Genomic DNA, 16,134 nt, shown 5'->3' on the forward strand with positions numbered 1-16,134 from the left:
CTGCGGAGTGGTAGTTCAGTTGGTTAGAATACCGGCCTGTCACGCCGGGGGTCGCGGGTTCGAGTCCCGTCCACTCCGCCACTTATATTAAGCCCAAGTCGAAAGACTTGGGCTTTTTTGCGTCTAAGAGTCGAGATCACTGCGTTGCGAGAGGCGAGAATCGAGGGGGCGGGTACGTTGTACTTCGGGGACGCTAACGCTTCGAGGAGCGAGTAGTTTTTCTTTTGATATGACTCTGTATGGAATAAACCCTAGTCTGCCATTGCTTTATGGCCCTTCTTCTCAAACCCTAATATCTACTTTTTCTTTGATTCATTTCTCTGTTTTTGACTTTCACCTCTTTGCTTTCATTGTTTTGTGATCTTGCCTTGATCCTTTGTGCTCAAAAACGTCTACCGATGGAAACTTTGTCTTTATCTACTAGGTTTATTTGGTACGTTGTTAAACAAGGAGTCAGAAATGCCTGAGATTAAGCAAGAAATTCCACATCGTGTGACGGTTTACCATGATAACCCGGAGCAGGAGAAAGAGCTTAAAAACGCGATGCTGCCGGAAAAACCACGTTATTTTATGGGGAACCCGACTTACAAAGGCGAAAGCCTAGAAGAGTTTAAAGACCGCTTGAACTCTATTGGGATGTCTGTCGATAGGTAGTTTATTGATGCTGGCTAGTCAAATTATCATGCCAGTCAGATTTTGTGACTGGCATTCATACCTTTTTTATATTCTAGTGTTTTCTTGTGCAATGCTGCTCTGTGACAAGCTAGAGTTTGACCTGGCTGTAAATCTTTCTTAGCCATTAACTAATTCACTTTACCTACTTAGACTACACAGTCGATAGCTTTAGGCTTATTGTTGTGAATAATATACTAGTTTCCCTCTTAGTGAAGAAGTAAGAGAATCAGAAGCGAACTTTTTCATGTGATTTAATGCTTTGCGTTATCTTGACCTAAAGTTAAAATGTGCACAGATTTAAATTTGAGTGCTAATAATGAATTTTAGATATGATATAAATGGCATAAGAGCGATAGCTGTCATTGCTGTCGTTCTTTTCCATTTTGACCCTAAATGGGTTCCCGGGGGATTTGCGGGTGTTGATGTTTTTTTTGTTATTTCCGGTTTCTTGATGACAGGGATAACTTTTAGAGCCTTAGAGGCTGGTAAATTTAATATATTTAAGTTCTATGTCGCTCGCGCAAATAGAATATTTCCAGCTCTTGTTTTCTTATGTTTAGTTCTGATTATTTTTGGGTGGTATTACCTAGCGCCATTAGACTATCGAACACTAGGTAAGCATGTTTATAGCAGCCTCCTTTTTATTTCTAATCATACTTATTTTGGAGAAGCAGGGTACTTTGATTCATCATCATATGAAAAGTGGCTTCTGCACACATGGTCTCTGTCTGCTGAATGGCAGTTTTATATTTTATACCCGTTAATAATTGTTGTACTAAAAAAATTTTTCTCCTTAGACAACTTAAAGAAAATTATTGTAGTGTTGACTGTTTTAGGGTTTTTGTTCAATGTTGTAGCAACAATTAAATGGCCTACTTCATCTTATTTTTTGTTACCAGCAAGGGCATGGGAAATGATGGTTGGTGGAGTAGCGTTTCTTTACCCTTTGAACATTTCTCGTAGAAAGAAAAAATTGATAGAGCTTGTTGGGCTATCATTGATTTTTTCCTCTTTTGCCTTTGTATCAAGCGATACTCCTTGGCCAGGTCACTTTGCTTTGTTGCCTGTTTTAGGGGGGTACTTAGTGATACTAGCTAACCAGCAAACTAGTGCTATTACTAATAATGTTATTTTTCAGCATATAGGTAGGTGGTCATACTCAATTTATTTGTGGCATTGGCCTATCGTTGTTCTAGGTTATTATTTAGATATTTCTAATTGGTTCCTATATGGACTTCCTCTATCCATTGTTATGGGGTTTATTAGCTTTACACTTATTGAAAGTTATAAATTCACTATTTATGAAAAATGGAGTGATATCTTAAAGGTTAAGCCTCTTTGTATGCTTCTCTTCATAGGTCTTGTAGGTTTTTTATGTAAAGAAACAAAGGGCTTCCACTTTCATTATGCTGAAGAGGTGTTAGCTGTTAACTTAGAGAAAAGGAATAGAAACCCTTATGGCTGTATTAAGCGCAGAGAGGGAGGAGAAGCACGTCTAGACCATTGTTATATCGGTAACACAGAAAATCTTAAGGCTGTCATTATTGGAGATAGTCATGCTGACGCGCTGACAACATCTATATCCTCTATGCTCGATCTTAATCAAGAAGGAATTATAGCGTTAAACAGAGCTTCTTGTCCTTTCATCTTTAATTATAAAGACAGACGTGAAGGTGATATACAGGGGTGCTACCATGAAAATCACCTAAGGCTAGAAGACCTTAATAAGTACAAAGGGACCCCTTTGGTTTTGATTGCTCGTTGGCCTTCTTATATATATGGTCAGTCCAACCCTAAGCGTATTCGTAATAATGATAATGGGCCAGTTATGTACTTTGGTGAAAATATATCTATGAACGAAGAAGAACTTTTGGTTGATTTTCATGCTGCATTAGTTGATACGTTATGTACTCTGACAGAAGCATCTCCTGTCATTATTACCCAGCCAGTTCCTGAAATGAGGGTTAATGTGCCGGATACTATGTCGAGAAACTTGATGTTTGGTCGAGAAACAAGTGTTTCTATAAGTGAAGATTTATACTTTGAGAGAAATTCAAAAATTCGAGAAGTTATATCTGATGCAGCCAGCGATTGCGGGGCTGTGGTTGCTGATCCTTATGAATACCTATGTAAAAGTGGTATATGTATCGGAGAAAAAGATGGGCTTCCAATTTATTATGATGGTGATCATATGAGTGAATTTGGTAATAAAATACTGACACCAATGTTTAGTAATGCATTTAGTTTGTTACACTAAGCTTCATTTGCAGAGTAGCACAAGTACCAAACCCCTTTTTATTTCAGGGGTTTGGTGTCTATTAATTCGTTTCTTTAAGAGTCCTGATCACTATTCAATATTCTGGATCTGCTCTCGCATCTGCTCGATAAGGACTTTCAGCTCTACACCTGATGCCGTGATATCAGTGCTGATAGACTTAGAGGCTAGGGTGTTCGATTCACGGTTGAATTCCTGCATCATAAAGTCGAGACGACGACCTACAGCGCCACCTTTCTTTAGGATATTTGTGGCTTCTTTGACGTGTGAATCAAGGCGATCTAATTCTTCTGCAACGTCTGACTTTTGTGCCAACAAGATAAGCTCTTGTTCTACTCGGCTTGGCTCTAGCTCAACCTTAGCGTCTTCAAACTTGTTGAGTAGACGTTCGCGCTGCCAGTCTAGAATCTCAGGCATACGTGCGCGGACTTTGGTCACTTCTGCAGTGATTGCCTCTAGGCGCTGATCAATCAGTGCCTTCATGTTTTCACCCTCGCGACCACGCGCTTCAATGAACTCACTTAATGCCTCGTCAAAGGCGCTAAGCAGGCTGGTATTGATTGCATCCATATCTTGCTCTGGCGTTTCCATGACACCCGGCCACTGCATGACTTGGAATGGGTTAAGGCGGGTTGATTCACCGGTAATCCCCATAATTTGATTAGCAGCGTCAACGACCTGTTTTGCTAGAGTTTCGTTGATAGTTAGCTCACCCTTCGCCGCTGGGTTTGCCTCAAAACGTAATGCGCATTCCACTTTACCGCGCGCCAAACGTTTACGGAATCGCTCACGCAATACCGGCTCAAGGCCGCGGAATTGCTCAGGCATGCGGAAGTAGGTTTCTAGGTAGCGTTGATTCACACTGCGAATTTCCCAAATCGCGCTACCCCAATCGCCTTTTACCTCTTTACGAGCGTAGGCTGTCATACTGAAGATCATCGAATTTTCCTATTTAATCTTTTGAAAATTAACAGCGCAATACTAGCACATCCTGATTAGAAGCGTTGACCACAGTGTTAGGTCAATTGCATATTCCGCAATCTGTTAGCGAATTGGCTGTGATTCCGCTATAATCCGCACCAATCAAACCCACACCTCACTCGATAAGGTAATAGTCCATGCGTCCAAACGATCGTGCTAAAGATCAAGTTCGTCCTATTAAGATTACCCGCAACTACACCGCTTACGCGGAAGGCTCAGTTTTAGTTGAATTTGGTAACACGAAAGTACTTTGTAATGCGACCGTTGAGGAAAATGTGCCTCGTTGGCTAAAAGGTCAGGGCAAAGGTTGGGTTACTGCTGAATATGGCATGCTACCTCGCGCTACCCATTCTCGCACACGTCGAGAAGCCGCAAGTGGTAAGCAAGGTGGTCGCACGATGGAGATCCAACGCCTGATCGCGCGCAGCTTGCGAGCGGTCGTTGATCTAAAAGCAATGGGCGAAATCATGGTCACTGTTGACTGTGATGTGATTCAAGCCGATGGCGGTACGCGTACGGCATCTATCTCTGGCGCTAGCGTCGCAATGGCGGATGCATTCCAACACCTAGTCGATAGTGGCAAGCTTAAAGCTAACCCGATGAAAGGGCATGTTGCCGCAGTATCTGTTGGTATTTTGGGTGAAAATGTTCTTTGTGACCTAGAGTACGTCGAGGACTCTGCTGCAGATACCGATATGAATGTGGTGATGACTGAAGCAGGCAAGATGATTGAGATCCAGGGTACAGCAGAAGGCGAACCGTTTAGCCACGAAGAGCTAATGGACCTATTAGCCTCTGCAAAGAAAGGTATTACTGAGATTGTTGCGGCTCAAAAAGCGGCACTTGCTGACTAATTCTTATAGCTCCCGTCTGGGGGCTATTTTTTTATCTCAAACGCCGTCTTTACTGCAGTTTGAGAGATTTGTAACCCGGTTAGTCTCCCTCGGACTAACAACGATCTATTTAGAGAGAAACCAATGAAAGCATACCAGCGTGAGTTTATTGAATTTGCACTAGAGAAAGAAGTTTTGAAGTTTGGCGAGTTTACGCTGAAATCTGGCCGTAAGAGCCCATATTTCTTCAACGCTGGCTTGTTTAACACTGGTCGTGACCTTGCTCGTCTAGGTCGCTTCTACGCAGCGGCACTGGCGGATTCAGGTATTGATTATGATGTACTATTCGGCCCTGCGTACAAAGGCATCCCAATCGCTACAACGACGGCAGTTGCACTAGCAGACCATCACGATACTGACACTCCTTACTGCTTTAACCGTAAAGAAGCCAAAGATCACGGCGAAGGCGGTAACCTAGTCGGTAGTGCACTTGAAGGTCGCATTATGCTGGTTGATGATGTGATCACAGCCGGTACTGCAATCCGTGAGTCGATGGAGATTATCAAGGCTAATGGTGCTGACCTGGCGGGTGTACTTGTGGCTATCGACCGCCAAGAGAAAGGTAAGGGCGAGTTGTCGGCTATCCAAGAGGTTGAGCGTGACTTTGGTTGTGCAGTTATCTCGATTGTAAGCCTGACAGATTTGATCACTTTCCTTGAAGAGAAGGGTGACAATACAGAGCACCTTGAGGCTGTAAAAGCTTATCGCGCTGAGTACGGCATCTAAGCTGAATTCAAATAGCTAACAAAAAAAAGGTATCCGATTGGATACCTTTTTTATTTGAGTCGCTTACTGATAACGAATGCCTTTGCGCGTATTGGCATCGGGCATCGTTTTAAAGCGCTTGTGTAGCCACATCCATTGTGAAGGCGCGCGCATGATGAGCATTTCTACGTACTTGTTCATATAGGCTGCTGCCGCCTTCATATCTTTTCGCGGATAATCTTGCTCAATAGACTGATCGGCAATCAGTTCATATTGACCGTAGGCATTACGAAAGCCTGAGCCAGGGACAATCGCGCAATGGCTGGTATAAGCCAGAATGCTAGTGCCAGTAGTCGTGCAGGCATCCTCAACGGCAAAGAATGGCACAAACTCTGATTTGTTGCGCCCGTAGTCATGATCTGGCAAGTAGAAGAGTCGCCCACCTTGACGAAGGACTCTGATCATAAACTTAAGGTCTTTTCGGTCAATGAGCTTATTGCCATTGTGCGTGCGCCCCCAGTACTGAATAAAGTTGTACGCCGGGTTGTCGTGCGGGCGGAAAGCTCCAAAGCCCGGCACGCCAAGCACCGCAAATGCCCTAGCAGTGATCTCAAGGTTAAGAGCATGCACACAGCACAACAGGACGCCTCTACCATTCTGGGCGTGATCGCGCACTACGGAGATATCTTTCTCTACCAGCAAGCGCTTAAAACGCCAAGTTGGCCAGAACCACGTTACACCCGTTTCAATCAAAGCAAGGCCGGTATTGGCGAAGTTATCTCGAACCAGCTCATCGCGTTCTGTTTGCGGCATATCGGGAAAGGCAAGCTCAAGATTGCGGTTAGCAACAGCGACGCGCCCTTCAGCAAAACGCATACCAATACGCCCCACCGTGCGACCTAACTTTAGCAGCAAAGGGTAGGGCAGAATATTCACCAGAATCGCCAGCGAACCAAAGCCAAGCCAAACTCCCCAGTTCTTGGGATGCAAAAGCTTAAGGCTAAATTGTGGGGCAGGATATTTGCTTTTTTCCATACGATTTATTTAATTTGGGCGCAAAGCAGCGACCAATACTCTTCGAAGTTTTCAGTTGGCTGATATTTGAAGTCTGAGCGCACGAAGCGATTGAGGCTGCCCTCGACTTGGCCAAGCAGTTGGGCGGCCAAAATCTTCTCATCAACTGGGAATGACTTGTTCTCTCGCAGCTTTCTCTCACGCAGTATCTGACGCAACGAAGTCTCGATACGCTCAAACAGCTGATTGATACGATCGCGCAGTCGCTCGTTTTCAAACATTAGTGCATGGCCGGATAGAATTCGAGTTAAGCCAGGATTGCGCTCAGAGAAAACCAGGATCAGCTGCATTACCATACGGATACGCATCAGGGTATCTTTCTCTTCATCAAGGATGCGGTTGATGCGCGACATCAGAGACTCCTCGATAAACTCAATCAGGCCCTCAAACATACGCGCCTTGCTTGGAAAGTGGCGATAAAGCGCCGCTTCCGATACGCCAACCTGCTTGGCTAACTTGGCGGTTGTGATTCGAGACGCGCCATCGGCCGACTCGAGCATTTGTGCCAAGGCTTGGAGTATTTCTTCTTTACGGTTACTTTTTTTGGTCCCAGCCATGCAAGTATTCCTTTTACTGCTTAATGAGGTTTATAGTTTTTTAGCGATAAGAGTCAAAATCTCGCTCGCAATACGCTCTTTTGACGCAAGTGTTAGTGACTGCTTACCCTCGTTTGAGAATACGGTTATCGCGTTGTCGTCACTATTAAAGCCCTGGCCTGCGATAGAGACATCGTTGGCACAAATCATATCGAGGTTTTTTCGCTCTAGCTTGCTTTGCGCGTAGGACTCTACGTCTTGTGTCTCAGCTGCAAAGCCCACCGTAAATGGTCGGTAGTTTTCTAGGTGAGCGACACTCGCAATGATGTCTGGGTTTTTCACCATGCTAATAGCTATATCGTCCTGACCATCGACTTTCTTTAGTTTATTATCGGCAACGGTTTGAGGGCGGTAGTCTGCAACCGCTGCACAGCCAATAAAGATATCAGATTCAGGTGCTTGCGCTAGTGACGCATCATACATTTGCTGAGCGCTTTCAACATTTATACGGCGCACACCTGCCGGAGTAGACAGGGAGACAGGACCTGAGATCAGGGTGACATCAGCGCCAAGCTGTCGTGCCGCTTTTGCCAAGGCAAAGCCCATCTTACCTGAGCTGTGGTTAGAGATATAACGCACAGGGTCAATTGCTTCACGGGTTGGTCCTGCTGTGATAGTAACGGATTTACCCTCAAGTAGCTTTGGGGCAAAGAAGTCTTCACAGTGAGCGACAAGCTCCATAGGGTCAAGCATACGGCCCATGCCAACATCACCACACGCTTGCTCACCGGCAGCAGGTCCCCAAATCATGGCGCCACGTCGGGCCATAGTCGCGATGTTTTCTTGAGTCGCAACATTGCCATACATTTGTTGATTCATCGCTGGAGCAATCGCAACAGGCGCTTCTGTGGCGAGTACTAGTGTGGTGAGTAAGTCATTACCCATGCCTGCCGACATCCGTGCGATCAAATCAGCGGTTGCTGGAGCAAGCAGGACCAGATCAGCCCACTTGGCCAGCTCAATGTGTCCCATCGATGCTTCCGCAGCAGGGTCAAATAGGCTGTCAGAGACAGGTCGGCCTGATACGGCTTGTAGCGTCAGTGGCGTGATAAACTCTTTGGCCGCGTTGGTCATCACAACTTGAACTTGGGCGCCTCGCTCGCTGAGGCGTCGGGTGAGCTCAGCACATTTATAAGCGGCGATACCACCACTAATGCCAAGCAGGATATTTTTACCAGCTAGTGTCGACATAATGAGTAATTCCTTTAAATTTCTGGGCGCTAAGATAGCACTTTTGTCATTGCAGTGCCTAGCTTCCGTCAGCAGTTCGTTAAGCGAAGCGAGTCGGATTTGCTCTAACTCAATAAACAATGGATTAAACTGGGCTGTGTGAGCTGAGTTATAAAATGCGCTTAATTGTTTATCGGTTGGCAGCCGAGTCACTAGACTCTTACTCACTGATAACCGCGCTTGGGGATCTGCCTATTCTACCTAAAGAGTCGATGCCAAGGGAAAAACTCCTTTCCCATGGGCCTAGCGCGCTTACCGATGCCGAGCTGCTGGCTATTTTCCTGCGCACTGGCACCTCGGGTGTTGGTGTGCTCGAGCTCGCCGATAGAGTGCTCAAAGACTTTGGGTCTCTAAGGGCCTTATTTGCTGCTAGCGAGCCGAGTTTTTGCCAACACAAAGGGCTTGGGCAAGCAAAATATGTTCAGTTGCAGGCGGTGCTAGAGATGACCCAGCGCTACCTGGCAGAGACTCTGCAACGCGGCGAGGCGTTAACCAGCCCAGTGCAAACCAAGCTGTATTTGTCGGGGTTGTTGCGCGACCGAACGCGAGAAGCGTTTGTGGTGCTGTTTCTTGATAATCAGCACCGAGTGCTCTGCGATGAGGTGATGTTTGAGGGCACCATTGATGCGGCGAGCGTTTATCCTAGAGAGGTGGTGAAACGGGCGCTCCACCACAATGCCGCTGCTTTGATTTTGGCGCATAACCATCCATCGGGAGTGGCTGAGCCTAGTCAAGCAGACCGGCGTTTAACCAGGCGCTTGGTTGAGGCACTCTTGCTGGTTGATATTCGTATTCTGGATCACTTCGTTATCGGTGATGGTGAGGTGACCTCGTTTGCCGAACGTGGCTGGATCTAATTGCCTTTTTGCATCTCGGCCCACCAGGCCTTGTCGGCAACAATCTGGCCTTCTTCATCCAGTGGTGGGTAAGCTAAGCCCTTACGCTTGGCCACTTTGGCCAATACTGGGTGGCCGCGTTCAAACAAGGTGCGATGAATGGTTTCTTCAGGTACTGAGCTGTGCTCATTGTCATACATGCCAGCCGCTTCACGTTGACGCTGCGCTTCATAGAGTATGACCGCGCTGGCGACAGAAACATTCAGCGACTGAACCATACCTACCATAGGAATGATGATATCCTGGTCGGCGAGCTGCTTTGCTTGCTCAGAGGCGCCAAATTTCTCACCACCGAGAATAATGGCGGTTGGCTTGGTGTAGTCAATCTCACGAAAGTCCACCGCGGTCTCAGACAGGTTGGTGACCAATACCTGCATCCCTTGCTCTTTGAGGCTCTTAATCGCCTCTGCCGTGCTGTTGTGCGTCTCAACTTCTACCCAGTTACGAGCCCCTGCCGAGGTGTGAGTCAGGGTACGCATTTTCTCATCAGGCCAAACCGCATGAACCTTGTGCAGGCCAGTTGCATCTGCAGTACGGATCACGGCAGACACGTTGTTGGGCTTATGGACTTCTTCAAGGCACACCGTGAGATCGGTCTGACGTTGCTTAAAGACTTGCTGGATTTTTTGATAGCGTTCAGGATTCATAATACTTGCAGATTAGTTGCGAGGGGAGAAACAACAGAGCAGCGTGACCGCTGCTCTGATTTAGTTAGTGTTTTCTTCGACGAACTTTCAGCGCGTCAGGCATAACGCGAATTCGTTTCATAATACTGGCGAGATGCACGCGATCTTTGGTCGTGAGCAGAACAGTAACGGTGTAGAGTCGACCATCACGCTCTTCGGTTGAGAGACCGTGGATGTTTGAACCTGTCTTAGAGATTACGTTAGTGAGCTCAGCCAAAGCACCTTGACGATTTTGCATATCGATTTGCAGCTCAGAGATAAACTCTTGGTCATAATCTTCAGACCAATCAACGGCCATATACTTATCTGGCTCACGCTGATAGCCGCGAACGTTTGGACAGGTCTCGCGATGGACAACTAAGCCTCGTCCAGGTGAGACGTGTGCGATAATGTGATCGTCTGGGATTGGGTGACAGCAGTTAGCAAACGTCAGTAGGATCCCTTCTGCACCACGTATCGGCAGCTTCTTATTGGTATCTGAAGGCAGAGAGCTGGTGGTCGTCAGTTCATCGGTATCACCGAGTAGGCGACGGGCAATGACGATACTCATTAGCTCACCAAGACCAATCGCAGCCAGCAGATCATCCACGGTTTCTAGGCGCAGGTCAGTAAGCACTTCTTGAACATTATCTGGATAGATAGAGTCAATGGAGTGGCGACCTAGTGCGTGATTGAGCAAGCGACGACCAAGACTAACTGACTCTTCGCGGCGCATGGTTTTAAGAACCTGACGGATCTTGGTGCGCGCACGTGAAGTCACGACATAGTTGAGCCAAGCAGCGTTGGGTCTGGCACCTGGGGCGCTGATGATCTCGACGGTTTGACCGTTTTTCAGTGCCTTACTTAGTGGGTATGGATGACGGTCAACGCGCGCACCCACACAGGAGTTACCGACATCGGTATGCACGGCGTAGGCAAAGTCGACGGCAGTGGCGCCAAGAGGTAGCTCAACAATGCGTCCTTTTGGTGTGAAGACGTAGATCTCATCTGGGAACAGATCCGATTTTACGTTTTCAATAAACTCAAACGAGTTACCGGCGCTTTGCTGCAGCTCAAGGAGGCTTTGCATCCAGCGCTGGGCTTTGACTTGAGCCGTGGTACCGGAGCGATCGCCTTTGTCTTTGTACGACCAGTGTGCTGCCACACCTTTATCCGCCATCTGATCCATATCTTCGGTGCGGATCTGTACCTCAACAGGCACCCCATGAGGGCCTACCATCGAGGTATGTAGCGACTGATAGCCATTGGCCTTTGGCACCGCGATATAGTCTTTCATTCTACTTGGGCGCGGCTTGTACAGGCTATGGACCTGACCGAGGACTCGATAGCAATCGTCGGCGGAAGTGACAACCACACGAAACGCGTAGATGTCCATAATCGTATGAAAGCGCTGCTCTTTGGTTTTCATCTTGTTGTAGATGGAGAAAAGGTTTTTTTCTCGACCAAAGACATGAGCGGTTACGCCAAATTCACTCAGTCGGCCCTCGATCTCGCTGTGGATACGCTGGATCATCTCTTTGCGGTTGCCACGCGCGGTCTTGACCACGGCTTTGAGTACCCGATAACGGTTTGGGTAAAGCGCTTCAAAACCCAGCTCTTCAAGCTCAGTTTTGATGTTGTGGATACCGAGGCGGTGGGCCAGAGGAGAGTAGATCTCGAGCGTTTCACGCGCGATGCGGCGTTTTTTATCTGGGCGCAGAGCACCTAGCGTGCGCATATTGTGCGTACGGTCAGCCAGCTTGATCAGAATAACGCGGATGTCTTGCACCATGGCAAGCACCATCTTACGAAAGTTCTCTGCCTGAGCTTCTTTTCGGTCGCGGAATTTGAGCTTATCGAGTTTGGAAACACCATCAACCAATTCAGCAACGGCGTTACCAAATTGTGCCTCAAGTTCTTCCTTGGTGACATCACAGTCTTCGATAACGTCGTGCAGCAGGGCTGCTTGCAAGGTCTCGATATCGAGGCGCATTTCGGCCAAGATACGAGCGACGGCAACGGGGTGAATGATGTACGGTTCACCGCTTGAGCGGGTTTGCCCTTCATGGGCATCACGCGCTACCACATAAGATTGACGCAGAGCCTCAATTTGAGGCTCTGTTAGGTATTCTTGGGCAACGTCTTTGAGGCTATCAAAAAGATACAAATTATGGGCCCGACTGGTTTTTCTTACTGAAAGAGGGGTTCAGTAGTGCAGATTAACGGCTGTGAGCAATGCTGCTTACGGCGGCTAGTTCTGCTGCTTCTTGTTCTTGTTGCTCTTGACGCTCACGTGCATCCAGAACTTCTTTCGTGATAAGACCCTCTTCGATTTCGCGTAGAGCGATAACCGTTGTCTTATCATTCTCTTCTGGCACTAGTGCATCTTTACCACCAGTTTGCATTTGACGAGCGCGGCGAGCCGCAATAAGAACTAAGTCGAAACGGTTACCAACTTTTTCAACAGCGTCTTGAACAGTTACGCGTGCCATGAGAACTCCAAAATAGTTAACTAAAATTTAGTGTGACGAGAAATTATACAAGCATCAAAAGGATCTTGCTAGAGGAAATATGGACTTAGTCGGCCAATAGCGCGTCAAGCATGCCTTTGTATTTTGCAGCTTGCTTATCGTGCTTCAAGCGTTCAGCACGAATGATGGCTTTAAAGTCCATTAACGCGGTATCAAAATCGTCGTTCACAATGACGTAATCATATTCATTGTAGTGTGAGATTTCTGATTTCGCTTCAGCCATACGCTTAGCGATCACGGCATCACTGTCTTGACCACGGGTGTTGAGACGGCGTTCTAACTCACCATTCGATGGTGGCAGAATAAAGATGCTTTTCGCTTGTGGCATCTGTTCGCGGATTTGACGCGCACCTTGCCAGTCGATATCAAGAAAGACATCAATGCCTTTATCCAGGTTTTCTTCAATCCAGATGCGTGATGTACCGTAGTAGTTACCGAACACTTCAGCATATTCTAGGAACACACTCTGCTCGATAAGCTCTTCGAAGTGCTCTTTTTGTACGAAGTGGTAGTGCACGCCATCTTCTTCACCAGGACGCATGCCGCGAGTCGTGTGAGAAACCGATACCTTCATCGCATAAGTTGGGTTGGTTTCAAGCATCGCTGAAATTAGGCTCGATTTACCTGCGCCGCTCGGTGCAGAAACAATATAAAGAGTACCTTTGGCCATGGACGTCTTCTCGCTCTGATTAGTCAAGGTGTTCAGCAACCGAAATTACTGAGATAAAGATAGCATACAGCCTGATAACTGACTGAAGCCGTAGGCTAAAAAATGGACGCGAAGGGTAGCATAGGTTGGCGCAGAATCACAAGTGAAGATCCGATGGCTTACAGCCAGTTCGTTATAGCACGAGCAACGCCCGGCAAACGTTTGCTTAATTTTCAGTGACTTGATTTTTATCGTGTTTTTTTGTTGTCATCAAACTGCAAAAGTTGTTGAATTTTTACTCTATCTCGATAAAATTCGCGACTAAATTCTATCGCGTTGTATATGTCAGATGAGTTGGATCTGACGTCTCTACCACTAGGCCTACCCTGGTGACTACGACTGGCACAGCACGGCGGCATATAGGGCGCGATACCACATCAACTTAATAATATAGGTTTTATTGTGAGTCTCGAAGCTGCTGCAAAGCCCACTCCATCTTCATTTCTCGATGCCAGATTCAAGCTGTCTGAGCGTAAGACAACCATAGGTACCGAGATCTACGCCGGTTTTATTACCTTCTTGGCAATGAGCTACATTCTGGCGGTTAATCCGGCCATTTTAGGCGACATCCCTGGTATGGACCGTGGTGCCGTGTTTACAGCAACCGCACTGGCGGCAGCGCTGGCTACCCTGATTATGGGCTTGTTCGGTAACTACCCTGTGATGTTGGCACCGGGCATGAGTATGAACGGTTTCTTTAAAGGCATGCTGTTCAGTGGCTCTGTGGCACTGGTTTGGCATGAGGCCTTGTTCGGTATCTTCCTCTCGGGCGTGCTGTATCTGATCCTCTCGATGACGCAGATCCGCAAAGCGATGATTGAGTCGATTCCCGAGGATCTTAAGCTTGCAATTACCGTTTCCCTAGGTCTTTTCATCGCGTTCTTGGGCCTTAAGAATGCAGGTATTATCGTCTCTAATCCAATTATCTTGGTTAGCATGGGCAACATCTCTGACCCACAAGTGATCATCGCTTACATTAGTATCTTTGTGGCGTTGGGCTGTATGATCCGTGACATCAAGCTAGCGACCTTTATCTCGTTTATTTCAGCAATTGTACTGACGGTTATTGCTGATGCCTTTATGGGCACCTCAAACGCGCCAATGCCAGAGACTCTAGTCACAGTGCCGCCAAGCATGGCGGGAAGCTTTGGTGCGATCTTCGATTTCTCAGGGTTCACCGCAGAAAAGCTGTTTGACCTGCTGTTTATCGTGGTGATCTTCCTGATTGTCGACTTCTTTGATGGTCTCAGCACTATTGTCGGTGTGGGTCGTGATGCGGGCATCATAGATAAAGATGGCAAAGTGCCGAATGCACGCTCTGCGTTAGTGGCGGACGCTGGTGGTACGGTTATCGGTTCGGTGCTAGGCACAACCTCAATTACGGCATTCTCTGAGTCAGGTATCGCATCTGCTCAAGGGGCGAAAACGGGTCTAGCCGCGGTGACGGTAGCGGGTCTATTCCTCGTGTCTCTGTTCCTTTACCCAATCTTCTCTATCTTCTCTGCAGCAATGGTTGCACCGGCGATGGTGGTCGTGGGTATCTACATGATTGGTCGTTTAGGTCAGATCAGCTGGGAACAAAAAGAGTCACGCATCGCAGCATTCTTTACCATTATGTTTACTGTTCTGAGCTTCTCGCCAGCAAACGGTATGGCAATGGGCTTTATCAGCTACGCCTTCTCTATGGTGGTGGCTGGAAAAGGCAAACAAGTCCACCCAGTGATCTACGCACTGTCAGTGTTGTTTATGCTGTATTTGGTTTTGCTATAACCCATTTCAAGAATCGATACTCTCAAGGGTCAGCTATCTGCTGACCCTTTTTGTTTTGCAGTGCTCAGTCAGTTGGAGCTGTGGAGCGCAGTGCTGTCGGGTTCGCTGTTGGGCGATAGATTGATTTGGTGCTTTGACGCACGATCAGCTCAATCGGGGGAAGGCGAGCCTCGGCATCATCACCATTGAGAAGGTTTAGAATGGAGTGCGCACACACCACGCCAACTTCCTCTACCGGCTGACGCAAGGTTGTCAGAGCTGGGGTAAAATACTGAGAGGTAGGGAGATCATCAAAACCAATCACAGAAACATCATCTGGGACTCGATAGCCATTGTCGTGCAGCGCCTTTATTGCACCATAGGCCGTTTGATCATTTGCGGCAAACAGTGCGCTAAAGTGCGCCTTAGACTCAATAAGCTCAACGGTTTTTTGATAGCCTAACTCGCAGCTAAAGTCGCCTTGCTTGACTAACTTTGGCATGGTTTTTATCCCTGCCTCTTCCAGCGCGCGCTGATAACCGTGATAGCGGGCGGCTGAGTCGGGTTGTGAGCTGTGCCCCTTAATGTGGGCGATATTGACATGGCCTTGCTGAAGCAGGTGCAGCGTTGCCATGTAGCCACCGAGCTCATTGTCGATGGTGATGCTGTGGACATTGCGCGCATTGATGTCGTAACCGACAGCGACCACCGGAATATTCTCGGCAAACTGGCAGATAAGCTCGGTTTTGATGTCACCGGTGACAATGATCACCCCATCGACATGACTTTTAGCCAGGTAGTCGAGGGCGTGATTCTCCAGGTTTTTTTGCCAGTGCCCAGTGGCAATGACTAGCGAGTAGCCTTTGGCGATCAGTGTCTTCTCCATATCGTTGAGGATACGACTGGTGAAGGGACTGTCCGGATGTTGGATCAGCACTCCGATCGTCATCGAGCGACGATGACGGTGAGAGGTGCTGGGTTGGCTTGGTTTGTAGCCAAGCGATTTAATCGCTTGCTCGAGTTTTTCACTCTTCTCATCACTGACGTAAGTGGTCCGGTTTAAGTAACGAGAGACGGTGCTTGGGGAGACGCCCGCCAGTTTGGCGACGTCATAGACCGTCGGAGCTTTTTTCTTTTTCACTATGTTCACTCCTG

At 47.4% G+C, this 16,134-nt stretch carries 15 protein-coding genes, 1 tRNA gene and 1 riboswitch; of the genes, 7 read left to right on the forward strand and 9 right to left on the reverse strand.

Annotation, left to right across the window (positions count from 1 at the left end; all coding sequences use genetic code 11):
• Positions 1–4: 4 nt before the first annotated feature.
• The 3 genes from ACSTTG_RS18095 (at position 5) to ACSTTG_RS18105 (ending at position 2,932) form a co-directional block, all read left to right on the forward strand.
• Positions 5–81, forward strand: a tRNA-Asp gene (locus ACSTTG_RS18095).
• A gap of 378 nt (positions 82–459) precedes the next feature.
• A complete protein-coding gene (locus ACSTTG_RS18100) occupies positions 460–654 on the forward strand; it encodes a hypothetical protein (RefSeq protein ID WP_438475764.1) in 195 nt (64 codons plus the stop codon).
• A gap of 337 nt (positions 655–991) precedes the next feature.
• Positions 992–2,932: an acyltransferase family protein gene (locus ACSTTG_RS18105; protein ID WP_438475765.1), complete on the forward strand. Its 1,941-nt coding sequence runs from the start codon at positions 992–994 to the stop codon at positions 2,930–2,932.
• Positions 2,933–3,022: 90 nt separating this feature from the next.
• Here the strand turns inward: ACSTTG_RS18105 and ACSTTG_RS18110 are convergent, their stop codons facing one another.
• Positions 3,023–3,889: a YicC/YloC family endoribonuclease gene (locus ACSTTG_RS18110; protein ID WP_438475766.1), complete on the reverse strand. Its 867-nt coding sequence runs from the start codon at positions 3,887–3,889 to the stop codon at positions 3,023–3,025.
• Between the two features lie 179 nt (positions 3,890–4,068).
• Between ACSTTG_RS18110 and rph the strand changes: the two genes are divergently transcribed.
• Together rph and pyrE are read left to right on the forward strand one after the other, a co-directional pair.
• The gene (gene rph / locus ACSTTG_RS18115; RefSeq protein WP_438475767.1) at positions 4,069–4,785 is read left to right on the forward strand and encodes a ribonuclease PH; all 717 of its coding nucleotides are present in this window, start codon (positions 4,069–4,071) and stop codon (positions 4,783–4,785) included.
• Between the two features lie 123 nt (positions 4,786–4,908).
• A complete protein-coding gene (pyrE, locus tag ACSTTG_RS18120) occupies positions 4,909–5,550 on the forward strand; it encodes an orotate phosphoribosyltransferase (RefSeq protein WP_438460615.1) in 642 nt (213 codons plus the stop codon).
• Between the two features lie 63 nt (positions 5,551–5,613).
• Here the strand turns inward: pyrE and lpxL are convergent, their stop codons facing one another.
• Genes lpxL through coaBC form a run of 3 tightly spaced genes read right to left on the reverse strand, consistent with a single transcriptional unit; the run spans position 5,614 to position 8,390 of the window.
• Positions 5,614–6,564, reverse strand: a complete 951-nt coding sequence (gene lpxL, locus ACSTTG_RS18125) for an LpxL/LpxP family Kdo(2)-lipid IV(A) lauroyl/palmitoleoyl acyltransferase (protein ID WP_438475768.1) — start codon at positions 6,562–6,564, stop codon at positions 5,614–5,616.
• A 5-nt stretch (positions 6,565–6,569) separates the two neighbouring features.
• Complete coding sequence (gene slmA / locus ACSTTG_RS18130) at positions 6,570–7,160, reverse strand: nucleoid occlusion factor SlmA (RefSeq protein WP_438460613.1); 591 nt, start codon at positions 7,158–7,160, stop codon at positions 6,570–6,572.
• A gap of 30 nt (positions 7,161–7,190) precedes the next feature.
• Positions 7,191–8,390, reverse strand: a complete 1,200-nt coding sequence (gene coaBC, locus ACSTTG_RS18135; protein ID WP_438475769.1) for a bifunctional phosphopantothenoylcysteine decarboxylase/phosphopantothenate--cysteine ligase CoaBC — start codon at positions 8,388–8,390, stop codon at positions 7,191–7,193.
• 227 nt (positions 8,391–8,617) lie between these two features.
• On the opposite strand from coaBC, the gene radC reads away from it, so the two are divergent.
• Positions 8,618–9,286 carry a RadC family protein gene (gene radC, locus ACSTTG_RS18140; protein ID WP_438475815.1) on the forward strand — a complete coding sequence of 223 codons (669 nt, stop codon included), beginning with the start codon at positions 8,618–8,620 and terminating at the stop codon, positions 9,284–9,286.
• On the opposite strand, the gene trmH is transcribed toward radC, so the two are convergent.
• From trmH to gmk, 4 genes are all read right to left on the reverse strand, one after another.
• Positions 9,283–9,972 (reverse strand): tRNA (guanosine(18)-2'-O)-methyltransferase TrmH, encoded by a 690-nt coding sequence (gene trmH, locus ACSTTG_RS18145; RefSeq protein ID WP_438460611.1) that lies wholly within the window; start codon positions 9,970–9,972, stop codon positions 9,283–9,285. The genes radC and trmH overlap by 4 nt on opposite strands.
• Positions 9,973–10,036: 64 nt before the next feature.
• Positions 10,037–12,157 (reverse strand): bifunctional GTP diphosphokinase/guanosine-3',5'-bis pyrophosphate 3'-pyrophosphohydrolase, encoded by a 2,121-nt coding sequence (gene spoT, locus ACSTTG_RS18150; protein ID WP_438460610.1) that lies wholly within the window; start codon positions 12,155–12,157, stop codon positions 10,037–10,039.
• A gap of 52 nt (positions 12,158–12,209) precedes the next feature.
• The gene (rpoZ, locus tag ACSTTG_RS18155; RefSeq protein ID WP_164647124.1) at positions 12,210–12,482 is read right to left on the reverse strand and encodes a DNA-directed RNA polymerase subunit omega; all 273 of its coding nucleotides are present in this window, start codon (positions 12,480–12,482) and stop codon (positions 12,210–12,212) included.
• A gap of 85 nt (positions 12,483–12,567) precedes the next feature.
• Entirely contained in the window at positions 12,568–13,191 is a 624-nt protein-coding gene (gene gmk / locus ACSTTG_RS18160; RefSeq protein WP_438460609.1) for a guanylate kinase, read from the reverse strand.
• A 295-nt stretch (positions 13,192–13,486) separates the two neighbouring features.
• Positions 13,487–13,586: riboswitch (purine riboswitch) on the forward strand.
• 46 nt (positions 13,587–13,632) lie between these two features.
• Here gmk and ACSTTG_RS18165 point away from each other — a divergent pair.
• Positions 13,633–15,000 (forward strand): NCS2 family permease, encoded by a 1,368-nt coding sequence (locus ACSTTG_RS18165; RefSeq protein WP_438460608.1) that lies wholly within the window; start codon positions 13,633–13,635, stop codon positions 14,998–15,000.
• Between the two features lie 64 nt (positions 15,001–15,064).
• Here the strand turns inward: ACSTTG_RS18165 and ACSTTG_RS18170 are convergent, their stop codons facing one another.
• Positions 15,065–16,123 carry a LacI family DNA-binding transcriptional regulator gene (locus ACSTTG_RS18170; protein WP_438475816.1) on the reverse strand — a complete coding sequence of 353 codons (1,059 nt, stop codon included), beginning with the start codon at positions 16,121–16,123 and terminating at the stop codon, positions 15,065–15,067.
• Between the last annotated feature and the right edge of the window lie 11 nt (positions 16,124–16,134).

The organism is Vibrio glycogenivorans (assembly GCF_051660965.1).
Lineage (GTDB): Bacteria > Pseudomonadota > Gammaproteobacteria > Enterobacterales > Vibrionaceae > Vibrio.